The following is a 14,371-nucleotide window of genomic DNA, read 5'->3' as shown; positions in this document are numbered from 1 at the left end:
GACTATGCTTCAAGCGCAATATAAAGATTTATTACAGCATCCAGACATTCATTTTGATCAACCTGAAACAGGTGATTACATCGAAGTTAAAGATGCGGCAACACATGACACGCTGGCATGGGTGAAATCCCATGACCGTGCGTCGGTAGAACAAGCAATTGCTCGTTCACAGACGGCACAGACGGCATGGAAAGCACAAACAGCACTACAACGCGCTGACGTGCTGTGGGCCTGGTTTAATTTGATGCAGGAAAATAAAGAGTCATTGGCTCAGATTTTGACTGCTGAACAAGGCAAACCTTTAGCTGAAGCGCGCGGTGAAATTGCTTATGCTGCCTCGTTTATCCGCTGGTTTGCTGAACAAGCACGCCGTATTGACGGTGAAGTGCTGACACCAACGCTGCCGAATCAGCGTTTGCTGGTCATCAAACAGGCGATTGGGGTCACCGCTGCAATTACACCATGGAATTTCCCTGCAGCCATGATTACCCGTAAGGCTGCGCCTGCCATTGCTGCCGGCTGTTCTATGCTGGTTAAACCGGCCGAGCAAACGCCATTAACAGCCTATGCTCTGGAAGTGCTGGCTTTGCAGGCAGGTTTACCACAAGATGTATTGCTGCACATTAGTGGCGATGCCATTGAAGTGGGCAAAACCTTGTGTGAAAGCGACACGGTGAAAAAGCTGAGCTTTACCGGTTCGACTCAAGTCGGCCGCATTCTGATGCAGCAATGTGCGCCAACCATCAAAAAACTGTCACTTGAGCTGGGTGGTAATGCGCCAGTACTGGTTTTTGATGATGCCAATCTGGAGCAGGCGGTTCAGGGCATTATGGTCAGCAAGTTCCGTAATAGCGGTCAAACCTGTGTCTGTGCCAACCGTATTTATGTGCAAGATGGCATTTATGATGCGCTGGCCGAGAAATTGACTGCAGCTGTGGCCAATTTAAAAGTGGGTGATGGCCGTCAAGACGGTTCCACTCAAGGCCCGTTAATTGATGAAGATGCAATTGCCAAAGTGCAGTCGCATATTGCAGATGCCGCGAGCAAAGGTGCGCAGATTAAAATTGGTGGCCAGCGTTCAAGTCTAGGCGGTACTTTCTTTGAGCCTACCGTGCTGACTGAAGTAACCCAGGACATGAAAGTGGCTAAAGAAGAAACTTTTGGTCCATTGGCTCCGTTATTCCGCTTCCACACGGAAGAAGAAGCGGTGGCGATGGCAAATGATACCGAGTTTGGCCTGGCTACCTATATATTCACACAGAGTACAGCGCGTCAATGGCGTGTGGGTGAAGCATTGGAATATGGCATGGTCGGAATTAATACTGGTGCTATTTCTAATGAAGTTGCGCCATTTGGGGGTGTGAAGCAATCTGGTTTAGGACGTGAAGGTTCTAAATTCGGTATTGATGAATATCTCGAAATGAAATATCTGTGTGTAGATTTATCTTCATAATAAATGCGACATCAACCAATTAAAAATCAGCTCTGCCCATTCAGGGCTGATTTTTAATTAACTGTTTTTTATACAATAAAAACTGTTTAAACTGAATTCACACAGCAGTTAAAAAATATTTTTAAGCAACAAGATTTATCTATATCAATAACAGCAATAGATTTTTTGCCAAACATCTTTATTGGCTAAAATGCTTCTGATCCTAGCCAAAATTCTAGACACAGCTCACCATTTTTTATCGTTTTTAAAATTCGGATTTCCCTAGTTAGGGATTTAGCTTAATTCATTAAGAGCAAATCGAAAAAGGATATAAAAAACAGTAAATATGGCAATAAAAAATTTACATTGATAATAGTAATGATTATTATTTGCGTCATTATTAATATTTGTGTAAGGGGATTGAAAATGCGACTATCTCAATTTAGTCTATGTTTTCTTAGTGTCGCTATTTCTTCACAACTGTACGCAGAAGAGTTTGGTCCTGCATCGAAGGAGCCTGAAAGTTCAGATCAAACAATAAAGCTTTCTCCTATTGTGGTCACAGCAACCCGTACCCCTAAAACGATTGCTGAAGTTGCAGGAACTGTACAGACCATTCAGGGTGAAGAAATTGCTCAACAGGCTGGAGCGAGTCGAAAAGTCGCAGATGTTTTAGCGCAGCTGGTACCTTCATTGGCACCAAGCAGCGGGACCACCAGTAATTACGGTCAGACCATGCGTGGGCGGAATGTACTGGTGATGATTGACGGAGTTTCACAGACCGGTTCGCGCGATGTGGCGCGTCAGCTCAACAGCATCAGTCCGAATATGATTGATCATATCGAGGTGGTTTCAGGTGCGACCAGTATTTATGGTTCAGGTGCGACGGGCGGGATTATTAATATTATTACCAAACGTGCGGACAAATCGAAACCGGTCAGCTTTCAGACCAAGTTAGGCCTGACATCGGCTGATAATTTCCGTCGTGACAGTTTGGCTTATCAAGTGGGTCAGACTGCTTCATTTAGTCATGACAAGATGGACAGTTTTTTAGGGGTAGATTTTACCAGTCGGGGTTCACAGTTTGATGGTAACGGAGACCGTATCTCGTTAAGCCCTTGGCAGGGCAGCACGATGGATACCGATACGCTTGATGTGAATGGTCGTTTAAACTTTAATTTAACCGATAAGCAAAGCTTAAGTTTTGGTGCACAATATTATAATGATGAACAGGATACCGAATATGGTCCTGACTATTCTTATCTGCAAACCGGGACACAGCCTTCTTATAAAGCCATTAAAGGGTGGAGTTTAGATCAACAACCCTTTACAGAACGCTATGCGTTTAATACCCAGTATCAAAACCAGGATTTCCTGGGACAAATTTTGAATGTTGAAGCGTATTACCGTAATGAAAAAGCGCGTTTTGTACCGTATGGTTATTCCAAAGATGGCGTGAATGTAAAGCAAAGCCAATCCAATGTGGACTATGCAGGAATTCGCTCTACTGTTCAATCTGACCTGCAGGTGGCCGAGCGAGATTTAAAACTGACTTATGGCTTAGACTATGACTGGGAAAAAGACCATCAGTGGGCTGATTTCTATACGCCAAGTCACAATGGCCTGGTCTATACCCCGACAGGTGAGAAACAAGGTTCTGGACCGGATACAGAAATCCAGAATATTGGCACATTTGTACAAAGTGATTATGCACTGACGGATCGTTTAAATGTTCAGGCCGGTGTGCGTTATCAGTATGTTCAGGCAGACACTGACAGTTATTTAACCGCACGCAATCCGATTACTTTAATGGCGGCTGACTCTACCGATGCTGACAAGTTCCTGTTCAATTTAGGTGCAGTCTATGAGTTAACAGACGCGCAGCAAGTTTATGCCAATTTCTCACAAGGTTATAGTTATCCCGATGTACAACGGGTGCTGCGTGATGTAGCTGCCTATACCTTAACGACGTCAGGTATTGCACCGATCACGGTCAACAGCTATGAATTGGGTTGGCGCTTAAATCAGGACGACGGCTTAAACTTGGGTCTAACGGGTTTCTATAATACTTCTGATAAAGTTGTACAGTTCAACGCAGACCGTTCAGTAAATGTGGTAGATACCGATCAACGCATTTATGGAGCAGAAGCGACTGTAAGCTACCCATTTATGGAAAACTATAAGGTCGGTGGTACCTTGGGATATACGCGGGGACAGTATAAAGATGCCGCAGATCACTGGCATGAACTGAATGCCTTTGCTGTTTCCCCGGTGAAAGGCACTCTGTTTGCTGAATGGAATAATGATGAAGGCTATGGTGTGCGTGCGCAAATGCAAGCCATTAAAGGCACAGACGAAGCCTACAAAGATGACCAGGCATTAAAAGCCGCGGGTTTAACTGATGGTAATAGTGCAGCAGAGATTAAAGGCTATACCACTATGGATGTCTTGGCCCATTTCCCTGTAGCGAAAGGCCGTGTCGATTTTGGTGTCTATAATGTCTGGGACAAGCAGTATAAAAATGTATTTGCACAGCAAGCAGCCGTAACCAATGGCAACTCCCTGTTGGCCATCCCTGCTGAGGGTCGTACTTTTGGCCTGAGCTATACCATTAATTATTAATACTCACCCAGGAAGTATCTGTCGCCGTACAGATACTTCCTCATTTCGTGATATGTGATGAAAGATAAGGTCAATGGATAAACAGAAACCGGAATGGTTATCTATTCAAGAAATTTTTTATATCTGCTTGGCCGCTTATGGCTATAGCCTCTGGATCTCTTGGGTTTTACCTGATTATTTGTCCTTTGCAAAAGCTGAAAATATCTATTTATCCGCTCTCCTAAGTTTTATTTTTCTCATTTTTTATATTCTTTTAGTTCCTTGTATTCCCTCTAAATTATGGCAAAAGAGAATCAATTATCTTAGTTATATTTTATTGCTGGGCTATTGGATCATAAGGAAACTGGGAGAACATTAAATGCAATTTCGCCAGGTACAGGCAACTTTACACAGCTGGTTCGGTATCGTTGTATTGTGGTCAGTTTTTCTGATTTTTTTTACCGGGTCTATTGCCTATTTCAGAACTGAAATCAATCTCTGGTCTAAACCTGAAAATTTTTTATATCTAAAAGCGCCTCCCAGTTCCCTTGAGTCGGCCCAGGTTGCCTATGATCATTTAAATACCCATGCGCCCGATGCAAAAAGATGGCGAGTGAATCTTGCCACTTCCCGAATGTCTTTTAACACTTTGGAATGGCAAGACCCAACCAGTAAGTACCATAAACTTCAAGACCCGAATACAGGCTTAATTTTAACAGAGGGTCGGGAAAGTCTGGGGGGCGACTTCTTTTTTAAATTACATTACAGTCTTTATCCTTTGCCTGATGTCGTGGGTAGAGCGCTTGTGGTGATTGTCGGGGTTCTATTTCTCATCGCATTAATCACCGGGATATTTACCCATAAAAAAATAATTAAAGATTTTTTTGTATTCCGGAGTTTCAAGGGACAGCGTACCTTATTGGATTTACATCATATTACCGGCGTAGTGACCCTGCCTTTTTATCTGATTATGGCCTTTACCGGTGTCATGATTTTCTTCTATCTGCTCATGCCTATGGGTATTAATCAACAATATGGCGAGAATGGAATAAAAAAGTTTTATAGTGAAATACAATATAGCAATGTTCCAAAACCGGCAGAAGATTCAGGTATTCAATTAAAAGAATTCTCTGTATTTTCTCGTCAATTGCCTCAGCAGGGGAGTAATGGGGCTGGTCTGGAAAAATTTGAAGTCAAAAACCCAAATACTGCAGAAGCGTTAATTACTTTTGATTATGGATATAACAAATTAATTACTTTCAATAATCCACAATTTATTTTTGCAGCAAATACCGGGAAGAATCTGAGTTCTGAAAGAAACCTGCATCCTGTCGCTCAAATCAGTTCGGCAACCTATGGCATTCATTTAGGATATTACGCCAGTCAATGGATGAGATGGATGCTGGCAAGTTTAGGTTTAATCGGTTGTATCATGCTGGTCGCGGGAGCTTTATTATGGCAAAGGAAACGCATTAAACAGCACAATAAATTAAGTTATACAGTGGTTAGTTACCTTAATTATTTCACCTTCCTGGGTTTGCCTTTGGCAACAGCCATGTATTTTTTGGCTAACCGGATTTTACTGGCCAGTCTTGAACATCGGGTTCAGTATGAGTTACTCATATTTTTTATGAGCTGGATTGGAATACTGGTCATTCCGATGCTGGTTAAAATGCAAAAAGCCATTGTTTTAGCCTTCATACTTACAGCTTTTATTTTATGGATGACGGTATTCAGTCCAATATTTCTATCTCCACAAGCTTTCATCTTCAATACATTGCAGCATCAGCAATGGTCGGTGGCAGGCGTTGATCTGGTATTTATATTCATAGCCACAGGATATATTTTTGCCTGTTATTATTTCAGGAAAATAAAAATGAGGGAGGTGGCTAAATGAGTTTGGCTGCAATATTGTGGGCAATTGTTGCAATGATGCAGCTGTGTATGACCAGTCAAAGTGGAATGAAAAAACTCAATTATAATTTCCTGACCTTTGATTATGCTCAATCTTCGTTAAAAATATGCTCATTTATTTTTATGGGTATTTCTTTATACCTGAACTGTCTGGACCATGGTCTTTCTGTGGGAATGATCACCTGGATTTTCCTGATCATAACTTCAGCATTTTTTTTACAGCTTTTATTTTACTATCACTTTAAACGATGGTTTTTTTTCGCCTGGATATTTTTATTTTTCTTATCTGTTCTATATTCATTAATTAAATATACTCAATAATAGGTCTCTCTCCTAAATCACTTTTATTTAGTTTCAAGGTGTAGATTCGTTCCAAGTTGTAGATTCCAGCGATTAAATTGAATCTCAAACCGAGTCTTTTACCTCTATTTCGATCGTGTGCCTCTTTTTCTGGTCGCTATTGATGTGCTGCACCTTCAGTTGTAAGCAACAGTTTGTGATCAGCAACAACGTCACCATTTTGAAGTTCAACCGTAGGTGCTTCAGCGTTGATTTTATTTACGCTATTGCCACGGATGGTTTCGATGTTGCTGATGTGATTAAGCTTTTAATTCTGCAGATACGATGCCGAAGCCTGCGATCCACTCACTGATGTCCTCATAGCAATGCGTGGTCATCTGGTAATGGCCTATTTCATGCAGGGCTGCAAATGCAGCCATCCATGCCCGAACTTCCTGACCGCCACGACCGCCATCACGTCGAATCTCCGCTTCAGTCATGGCCTCTAAAGCAGCAAAATCAGCACTTTTGAATTTTTCAAGCAAGGCTAAATCCCAGTCACGATTCAAGGGCACTGAAACTGAGGTATCACCCGCTGCTAATTGTTGACCCACAGCAATGACCTTGGCTTGACGTGCCTCACGTGCTTCAGCTGTTGGGTTACGACCCGCAATCAGGAATTCTTCCACTTCTGGCGGCACGGATCCCATTTGCGGTGTCGGTGGATCGTGAGAAAGACCACCGGTTCCCAAAATCAATACACGTTCATTTTCCAGATTTAAAGACTGGATAAATTGACCCACAGCACGACCTAAAGCAATGGTGCGCTTGGTGGTGGGCATCGGTGCAGCAGCGCCATTGACAAAGATCGGAATGGTTGGATAACGGTCCAGCTGTCCTTCACACAAGAAGTGCAGGGGTTGGGTCACGCCATGATCGGCTTGCATACGATAGGAATAAGCCACATCTACGCCTTGATCCAGCACTTGGCGCACCAAGGCCAAGGCTTTATCTTCAGGGACATTAATCTTGTCATTGTCTTTACCGTAGTCCCAATCACCTGCTGCGGCGGCACGAATGCCCACACAGAAACTTGGCATCAAGTCATAAAAGAAACCATTAAAATGGTCAGGACCAAAGCTAATGATCAGGGTCGGGTCATAGGCTTTGACCTCAATTGCAAGTTTGGCAAAAGCATCGCGAACGGCTTGTTCTTTATATTGTTCTTGAGGTGTCGCAAATTCCATTAACGGGCTATGCGAAGCACAAATCAGTTTAACGGCCATGAAAAGCTCCTGAAAAAAAGGCAGCCGATACAGGCTGCCAATCCGTTCTTAGAAGAACACGCTTAAGTTATGTGAAGTATAGGTCACCTGATCGAGGGTGATCTTACGGTTGCAGATTTGGAAACCTAAACCGCCTTCCACTTTGCGAATCTTGTCATGACGTTTACCACAGTAAATCACCACGTCTTTTTCTTTTTGCGAACGGTAGAGCAGGTAAGTCACATACACATCGTATTCGCCTTCAACCTCAGTCGGCTCCACAATCACGTTACTGACCATATGCGTGGTACGTGATGGAGGTTCTTCAGCCCAAGCCATACCCGTTTCAAGGCGTGCCACACGACGTTCCAACAGGAATTTATTGTCGTTAAATACCCAGGTTGTTGGCGGTTCAACGGAACGACGACGGTCACGGGTTTGTGCATTTGGCGTAGTCCGCAGGGTATAGGAAATATCTTCAGCGAGTATGTCTAACCATTCGCGGAATTTCCAGTCATCCAGCAGTTTCGCTTCACGATACAGGAACTGGCTAATTTGGTAATGAAGTTCTAGGCTGACTTGGCTCATTTCACAAGCTCCTTCTCATATGCTTCAGTTGCTTTTTCAACGTCTTCCCATTCTTTATGAACCAGAAGATCTGCCCAACGGCGATAGAAACCACGTGCGGCTGTTTCAGAGAAAATATAGCTGGTGATCCCGGGCACACCGTCTTCACGGACTTTTTCAGTGCCTTTGCCCATTTCGACAATCAGTTTGCTGTTACGGGCTTTATAACCACGCAGTACTTTCTGGATTTCAACCCAGTTTTCCGAGTCATCTTGCTCCAGGAAACCCGCAGGGCCAAAGGCACGTGTTGCAGAACGCTCGAAAGCATCTTTCACATCTTGTGGTGCATCAGCATCGCAGATACAGAATGCCCAAACCTCAGTTTTGTTTGGTCCACGTGGATGCCAGACACGAAGCGTCGCGGTACCATTTAACCAAGACAGCGTTGGGAACATGGTGTTGTGACCGGCAAGACGTAAGGCACGGATTTCACCTAAACGTTCTTTCACTTCTTCATAGGTTTCACGGAAATAGTTCGCGACTTCACCATCGACCCACACGTTTGCATCTGGTTTTTCAGTAAAGAAGAAGCCTGAACCGTGACCTTTAGAGCCGAATTGCAAGGCATCTTTGGCAGTTTCCCACACAGGGCGAGGCGTTTGTTCCTTACCTAAGGTTTTGGTCGATTCATCATCCGGTTTTGCACCAAGTACTTGTACCGCAGATGCGTGTGAGAACAGGGCATGGTATTGGTCAGAGGCGAACTGTTCAGCTGCAAATTTCCAGTTACATTCAATTTCCCATTTATGTACGCCACCCACGATGCAGGTACCGCCCTCACGACGATCCAGCACACCGTCTAAGTACCATGCCATATCGCCCATGTAGTCGATCAGGTCAGGTGTGGTTTCATCCCAGCAACCGAAAACCAAGCCTTTGTAGGTTTCTACACGGTTGACTTCGAGTAGTCCCCATTTTTCTTTGCAGGCACCTTGTGGGTAAGCACGGTCTTCTAATGGAATGTCTTTCAGTGAACCATCAACGCCATAGGACCAGCCGTGATATGGACAGGTAAAGGCACGGGTATTACCACAATCGGCAAAGCTGACCCGCATCGCACGGTGACGGCATTGGTTTAAAAATGCTTTGATTGAACCGTCTTTTTGGCGTGCCACGATAATCGGGTCTTCGCCCATATAGGTATTGAAAAAGTCGCCCGCTTTTGGAATTTGGCTTTCATGGCAAAGGAATAACCATGTACGGCCGAAGACACGTTCAAGTTCCAGCTCATAAAGACCAGGATCGGTATAGATCGCTGGGGTAATACGTCCATTTTGTGCATCGACCAAAGCGTCGATTTCGCACACATCAATTTTTCCATTCATGAAAACTTCTCCTGTGACCCGTCTAGGTACAAAGTCATAGATTCAAACTTTGCAACGATGATGGAAGCAAAGGGGATTTTGATGAAATATATTTTTTATTTTAATTGAGATATTAAATGGATTATTGTTGGTGGTTTAATTCCTATTAAATTGGTCGTGATTTTGATTTATTTTTTATTTTAATCGGGGTGTTTTTTTATATTAATTCCGACTAAATTGCTGGTATTTAAAATGTGTTATTTTATTTTAATGAATTTTATTTAAATGAAATTATTTTTGTAATTATATTATTTATTTACAAACACTTAATCTGAATAGATTTGTTATTTTTGATCTGCTTGTTAATTATTCTTCAGGGGTAATTCCTACTAAATTACTAGTGTTTTTAAGGTTTGATTTTATTTTAATTTTTTATTTTAAAATGATGGTTAAAGTAGTAATTCTTACCAAAATACTTGTATTTTATCTGGGCTTATTTGTTTTTTTAGGTGTGGTGTTTTTTATTGCTCGACGGGTCGGTTATATAAAATTATGGCGCCTCCATGACTTTATAATCGTTGCTGAAGAATTGAACTTCTCTCAGTCCATAAAGCAAAGATTGGGATAAGGCATTGATGTGAAAAGCCGCACTGCATCAAGCTTAAAGTGGCGGTTGCTCTGGAAAGTGTATTTTCCTTGATATTTGCCTTAAATGGGCACTTGAAATGGACACTTGGCGCTGCACAACTCGATTCTGGACTTTACTCAAGCTAAGGACCTCGAATCTAAGAGGGTTCAAAAAACCAATAATGTCCTGTTTAGCATCAATTCGATCGGGATGGACTTAGCATGTCGCATTTTGCTGGGCTATATCGCGCCATTGACCATGAATAACCGTGATTCAACTATGGCAACCACTGGATGTAGAGTTCTCGCTCTGTATGTTATTGATCGCAAAGAAAGTAACCCCATAGCGATGAAAAAATCCTTGAAATACTGTCATGTATTGATCTGAGCATGCATCGCGATCAGCCATCCTGACCCTTTAGGCAAGTCCGTATGCAGTTATGGAGAAGTTCAGCGGTACATTTTTTGTTTCTTTTGATAAATCGTTTATTTTTAAATCAGACTCAATCGTTCAGATGGAGCAATTTTAGCTATTTTTCTAAGCATGGCAGCATCAAAAAAAACTATCAAAAAGCCTACGTTAATCAATTCCTGTGTAAATATGCTCTATCTTTTACTACTTAAGTCTAATGCGGTGTTCATGAATGAAAATAAGGATTTAGATGTTCAAAATATTATGCAGATTAGGTTGAACTCTAAATCGGTATTTAATAAAAGTCGCAATCATTAAATTATCCCAGAATTCTTCCAAGTCAAGACTCAAATTTCTTTGGTAAAAAATGAATTGAATCATTTTCATTTTCAGCTTTACGAACAATTTTAGTTTTTAAAATGATTTATGAAAGAAGTCTAATAAAAATACAATTATGAAATAGGTCTATTTCATTTTTTGGTCAAATATAGAAACGGTATTGAACAAAATATTTAAACCAATATGGGGAACGCGTGCTAGTCATTCCGAATCACATAAGCCGCATTCTTTATAAAGAGGTGAAATGATGAATATAGCAAAGAATACCATATGCCTGTGGTACAACAATGACGCTGAAGGCGCTGCAAGATTTTATGCCGAGACCTTTCCAGATTCATCGGTCGGTGCGGTACACCATGCACCTGGAAATTATCCGTCAGGGAAGGAAGGAGATATTTTAACTGTGGAGTTTACTGTACTTGGCATTGCCTGCCTCGGGCTGAATGGTGGCCCCGTGTTTCAGCACAACGAAGCGTTCTCATTTCAGGTGGCGACCGAGAATCAGGAGGAAACGGATCGCTACTGGAATGCGATTGTTGGCAATGGCGGTCAGGAGAGCGAATGCGGCTGGTGTAAAGATAAATGGGGCATCTCCTGGCAGATTACGCCGATTGCCCTAACCAAGGCATACACTAGCCCCGACCGTGCAGCCGCCAAACGTGCATTTGATGCCATGATGACGATGAGAAAAATTGACATTGCTGCAATAGAAGCGGCATTTCGTGGTTGAGATGTGCGTGGAAGCCTGATCACGCTTTCAAGTGGTAACCGCTGCGTTGGATGGATCAACGTAAAGCATGCTGAAAAGAACCATATTTAAAAACCCAATTAAATATGAGAAGACTTTTATGAGAAAACTTTTACCGGTTGCCTGATTAGACGCTGCAAAATTAAAGTCTTCTGTATTTTCAGCACAGAGCAAAGCAGCCGAAGCTGCTTTTTTCATGAAAAATTTACGCTGCCACCACATCTGAGGGGATAACCAGATCGACCCCTGATGCTGCCTGAATCTGTTCAAGCGTGACATCTTGAGCAAGTTCAACCAGTTTTACGCCTTCAGAAGTGATGTCCATCATGCCAAGTTCAGTGATGACACGGTTCACGACGCCTTGACCTGTCAGGGGCAGGGCACAATTTTTAACGATTTTCGGGCTACCGTCTTTTGCGCTGTGTTCCATCAGTACCACCACTTTTTGCACGCCGGCAACCAGATCCATCGCACCGCCCATCCCTTTGACTTTTTTGCCTGGAATCATCCAGTTGGCCAAATCGCCGCGTTCCGAAACTTCCATTGCTCCTAAAATGGCAATGTTCACGTGTCCGCCGCGAATCATGGCAAAAGATTCTGAACTTGAGAAAAACGCCGCACCCTGTCGTGCGGTCACGGTCTGCTTGCCGGCATTGATCAGATCGGGGTCAACGGTTTCTGCAGTCGGGAACTCGTCAATACCCAACAAGCCATTTTCAGACTGTAGCCAGACGTTGATATTTTCAGGAATATAATTGGCAACCAGTGTCGGCAGCCCAATGCCTAAGTTCACATAGAAGCCATCTTCAAGCTCAAGCGCAGCGCGCTGTGCCATTTCATTGCGTGTCCAAGCCATGATTTAAGCCTCCGCCTTTAACGTCATTTGTTCAATGCGCTTTTCAGGTGTTGCATTGACGATGATACGGTTTACATAAATACCCGGAAGATGGGTCTCATCAGGATCGATCTCACCAATCTCCACAATCTGTTCCACTTCAACCACAGTGAATTTTCCAGCCACAGCACATTCAGGGTTAAAGTTGCGTGCCGTTTTCCGGAACACTAAATTACCGGCTTTATCGGCTTTATAGGCTTTGACCAAGGCCACATCGGCAGTTAAGGTATCTTCAAGAATATATTCCTGACCCTCAAATATGCGGCTTTCCTTGCCCTCGGCAATTAAAGTGCCGACACCTGTACGGGTGTAAAATGCAGGAATGCCAGCACCGCCTGAACGTAATTTTTCGGCTAGTGTGCCTTGAGGGGTGAGTTCTACTTCCAGCTCGCCGCTTAAGTATTGACGTTCAAATTCCTTGTTTTCACCCACGTAAGATGAAATCATTTTTTTAATTTGTTTGGTTTGCAGCAATTTGCCTAAACCAAAGTCATCAACGCCGGCATTATTGGAAATACAGGTCAGATTCTTAACCCCAGTGTCTTTTAGGGCATCAATTAATGCTTCAGGAATACCACATAAGCCAAAACCACCCACTGCAACGGTTTGACCGTCTGCAACAATGCCATCCAGGGCTTCTGCTGCACTTGCAACCCATTTATTCATCCGATTTATCCTTTTAATCAATGATCCACTTTGGCTTGTGCAGAATTGTTTTCCAATTCATCTGCATGCAGGAAATGCGTATGGTGCGGGGCACGTTTGGTCTGCGACCATTCAGCCAGCATTTCTTCTTTCATTTCTTCGCTAATCATAGCAATTTTTTCAGGCGCTTTTTCGTCGTCATAAGCGAGTTCCAGGCGGTGACCGTTTGGATCGAAGAAGTAAATGGAATGGAAAATTCCGTGATTGGTAATGCCCAAAACATCCACGCCATTGGCTTCCAGATGTGCTTTGGCTTCAATGAGTGCGGCACGGTCTTTGACTTTTAAAGCAATATGCTGAACCCATTTTGGCGTGTTTTCATCGCGACCCATTTCAGGCTGAGTAGGCAGCTCAAAAAATGCCAGAACGTTACCGTTGCCTGCATCTAAAAATAAATGCATATAGGGATCAAAGGCTTTGGTCGATGGCACATGATCTTCGGCAAATGCCAAAATAAAGTTCATGTTCAGATTTTTTTTGTACCAGTCCACCGTTTCTTTGGCATCTTTGCAACGGTATGCAACGTGGTGAATTTTTTCAATTTGTATTGCCATTTTGAATGTCCTTTTCTTGAAATTAAGCCGCTTCTTGCTGTGCTTCTGGGGCAGCCTGTTGAAATGCTGCAAGAGTGTTGCAATGCTGATAAATAGATGCAATTTTGGGATAAGCTGTGATATCCACATTAAAACGTAAGGCGTTATAGACTTGTGGAATCAGGCAGCAGTCGGCAAATGTGGGCTGATCGCCAAAGCAGAAACGGCCATTGGAGCTGTGCAGCAAGGCTTCCAAAGTTTTAAAACCAGTGTCCACCCAGTGGCGATACCAGGTATTTTTTTGCTCATCCGATACCTCCAGTGTGCCTGACAGATATTGCAGTACACGCAGGTTGTTTAGGGGATGAATGTCACAGGCAATCGCGAGACTGAATGCACGCACCAAGGCACGTTGCTGAATATCTTGAGGAAGCAGTGCTGTCTCGGGATACCGTTCTTCCAGATATTCCAAAATGCTCAACGATTGACTGAGCTGAAATTCATTATCGACCAGGCTTGGAACCAGTTCAGATGGATTGACCGCTTTATAGGCATCGCTATGTTGTTCACCGCCGTTGTTGAGCAAATGCACAGGAATATAATCGGCATTTAAGCCTTTTAAATTCAGCGCAATGCGGACACGATAGGCCGCCGAGCTACGAAAATAGGTATACAGTTGCATCGCTTTGA

The 14,371-nt window shown here is 43.1% G+C and carries 13 protein-coding genes and 1 pseudogene; 5 read left to right on the top strand and 9 right to left on the bottom strand.

Translation table 11 applies throughout. The features are described 5' to 3' along the window. The first annotated feature begins 4 nt into the window (after nucleotides 1-4). From E0H88_RS07140 to E0H88_RS07125, 4 genes are all read left to right on the top strand, one after another. Entirely contained in the window at nucleotides 5-1,453 is a 1,449-nt protein-coding gene (locus tag E0H88_RS07140) for an NAD-dependent succinate-semialdehyde dehydrogenase (RefSeq protein WP_131273702.1), read from the top strand. Between the two features lie 405 nt (nucleotides 1,454-1,858). Continuing rightward, nucleotides 1,859-4,054, top strand: a complete 2,196-nt coding sequence (locus E0H88_RS07135) for a TonB-dependent receptor (protein WP_131273623.1) — start codon at nucleotides 1,859-1,861, stop codon at nucleotides 4,052-4,054. 73 nt (nucleotides 4,055-4,127) lie between these two features. After that, a complete protein-coding gene (locus E0H88_RS16260; protein ID WP_131273622.1) occupies nucleotides 4,128-4,412 on the top strand; it encodes a hypothetical protein in 285 nt (94 codons plus the stop codon). After that, nucleotides 4,413-5,930, top strand: coding sequence for a PepSY-associated TM helix domain-containing protein (locus tag E0H88_RS07125; RefSeq protein WP_131273621.1), 1,518 nt, complete (start codon nucleotides 4,413-4,415; stop codon nucleotides 5,928-5,930). 477 nt (nucleotides 5,931-6,407) lie between these two features. On the opposite strand, the pseudogene E0H88_RS16075 reads toward E0H88_RS07125, so the two are convergent. The 4 genes and pseudogenes from E0H88_RS16075 to hcaE all read right to left on the bottom strand — a co-directional run. Further along, nucleotides 6,408-6,533: pseudogene (locus E0H88_RS16075) on the bottom strand (3-phenylpropionate/cinnamic acid dioxygenase ferredoxin--NAD(+) reductase subunit); the annotation flags it as partial. Between the two features lie 13 nt (nucleotides 6,534-6,546). Then, nucleotides 6,547-7,512 (bottom strand): 3-carboxyethylcatechol 2,3-dioxygenase, encoded by a 966-nt coding sequence (locus tag E0H88_RS07110; protein ID WP_131273619.1) that lies wholly within the window; start codon nucleotides 7,510-7,512, stop codon nucleotides 6,547-6,549. A 48-nt stretch (nucleotides 7,513-7,560) separates the two neighbouring features. Beyond that, nucleotides 7,561-8,079, bottom strand: a complete 519-nt coding sequence (gene hcaF / locus E0H88_RS07105) for a 3-phenylpropionate/cinnamic acid dioxygenase subunit beta (RefSeq protein ID WP_131273618.1) — start codon at nucleotides 8,077-8,079, stop codon at nucleotides 7,561-7,563. Continuing rightward, the gene (hcaE, locus tag E0H88_RS07100; protein ID WP_131273617.1) at nucleotides 8,076-9,443 is read right to left on the bottom strand and encodes a 3-phenylpropionate/cinnamic acid dioxygenase subunit alpha; all 1,368 of its coding nucleotides are present in this window, start codon (nucleotides 9,441-9,443) and stop codon (nucleotides 8,076-8,078) included. Before hcaE ends, hcaF begins: the two co-directional genes overlap by 4 nt. Before the next feature lie 1,604 nt (nucleotides 9,444-11,047). Here hcaE and E0H88_RS07095 point away from each other — a divergent pair. Next, nucleotides 11,048-11,530, top strand: coding sequence for a VOC family protein (locus E0H88_RS07095; protein ID WP_213031968.1), 483 nt, complete (start codon nucleotides 11,048-11,050; stop codon nucleotides 11,528-11,530). 27 nt (nucleotides 11,531-11,557) lie between these two features. On the opposite strand, the gene E0H88_RS07090 is transcribed toward E0H88_RS07095, so the two are convergent. Genes E0H88_RS07090 through maiA form a run of 5 tightly spaced genes read right to left on the bottom strand, consistent with a single transcriptional unit; the run spans nucleotide 11,558 to nucleotide 14,363 of the window. Further along, on the bottom strand, nucleotides 11,558-11,770 hold the full coding sequence (locus tag E0H88_RS07090; RefSeq protein ID WP_092818807.1) for a hypothetical protein: 213 nt from the start codon (nucleotides 11,768-11,770) through the stop codon (nucleotides 11,558-11,560). Then, nucleotides 11,754-12,404, bottom strand: coding sequence for a 3-oxoacid CoA-transferase subunit B (locus tag E0H88_RS07085; RefSeq protein ID WP_092818806.1), 651 nt, complete (start codon nucleotides 12,402-12,404; stop codon nucleotides 11,754-11,756). Before E0H88_RS07085 ends, E0H88_RS07090 begins: the two co-directional genes overlap by 17 nt. 3 nt (nucleotides 12,405-12,407) lie before the next feature. Continuing rightward, nucleotides 12,408-13,109: a CoA transferase subunit A gene (locus E0H88_RS07080; protein ID WP_131273616.1), complete on the bottom strand. Its 702-nt coding sequence runs from the start codon at nucleotides 13,107-13,109 to the stop codon at nucleotides 12,408-12,410. A gap of 17 nt (nucleotides 13,110-13,126) precedes the next feature. Then, complete coding sequence (locus tag E0H88_RS07075; RefSeq protein ID WP_131273615.1) at nucleotides 13,127-13,702, bottom strand: VOC family protein; 576 nt, start codon at nucleotides 13,700-13,702, stop codon at nucleotides 13,127-13,129. 22 nt (nucleotides 13,703-13,724) lie between these two features. Next, a complete protein-coding gene (gene maiA / locus E0H88_RS07070; protein ID WP_092818803.1) occupies nucleotides 13,725-14,363 on the bottom strand; it encodes a maleylacetoacetate isomerase in 639 nt (212 codons plus the stop codon). Nucleotides 14,364-14,371: the final 8 nt, after the last annotated feature.

Origin of the sequence: Acinetobacter sp. ANC 4216, from assembly GCF_004331195.1 — a bacterium.
Classification (GTDB): Bacteria; Pseudomonadota; Gammaproteobacteria; order Pseudomonadales; family Moraxellaceae; genus Acinetobacter; species Acinetobacter kookii.
Note: the sequence above shows the minus strand (reverse complement) of the source record. Positions and strands in the feature narration are given on the sequence as shown.

What these genes read in the sequence shown, in the direction of transcription:
- E0H88_RS07140 (WP_131273702.1), top strand. Translation starts at nt 5, where the DNA reads ATGCTTCAAGCGCAATATAAAGATTTATTACAGCATCCAGACATTCAT.
- E0H88_RS07135 (WP_131273623.1), top strand. Translation starts at nt 1,859, where the DNA reads ATGCGACTATCTCAATTTAGTCTATGTTTTCTTAGTGTCGCTATTTCT.
- E0H88_RS16260 (WP_131273622.1), top strand. Translation starts at nt 4,128, where the DNA reads ATGGATAAACAGAAACCGGAATGGTTATCTATTCAAGAAATTTTTTAT.
- E0H88_RS07125 (WP_131273621.1), top strand. Translation starts at nt 4,413, where the DNA reads ATGCAATTTCGCCAGGTACAGGCAACTTTACACAGCTGGTTCGGTATC.
- E0H88_RS07110 (WP_131273619.1), bottom strand. Translation starts at nt 7,512, where the DNA reads ATGGCCGTTAAACTGATTTGTGCTTCGCATAGCCCGTTAATGGAATTT.
- hcaF (WP_131273618.1), bottom strand. Translation starts at nt 8,079, where the DNA reads ATGAGCCAAGTCAGCCTAGAACTTCATTACCAAATTAGCCAGTTCCTG.
- hcaE (WP_131273617.1), bottom strand. Translation starts at nt 9,443, where the DNA reads ATGAATGGAAAAATTGATGTGTGCGAAATCGACGCTTTGGTCGATGCA.
- E0H88_RS07095 (WP_213031968.1), top strand. Translation starts at nt 11,048, where the DNA reads ATGAATATAGCAAAGAATACCATATGCCTGTGGTACAACAATGACGCT.
- E0H88_RS07090 (WP_092818807.1), bottom strand. Translation starts at nt 11,770, where the DNA reads ATGTGGTGGCAGCGTAAATTTTTCATGAAAAAAGCAGCTTCGGCTGCT.
- E0H88_RS07085 (WP_092818806.1), bottom strand. Translation starts at nt 12,404, where the DNA reads ATGGCTTGGACACGCAATGAAATGGCACAGCGCGCTGCGCTTGAGCTT.
- E0H88_RS07080 (WP_131273616.1), bottom strand. Translation starts at nt 13,109, where the DNA reads ATGAATAAATGGGTTGCAAGTGCAGCAGAAGCCCTGGATGGCATTGTT.
- E0H88_RS07075 (WP_131273615.1), bottom strand. Translation starts at nt 13,702, where the DNA reads ATGGCAATACAAATTGAAAAAATTCACCACGTTGCATACCGTTGCAAA.
- maiA (WP_092818803.1), bottom strand. Translation starts at nt 14,363, where the DNA reads ATGCAACTGTATACCTATTTTCGTAGCTCGGCGGCCTATCGTGTCCGC.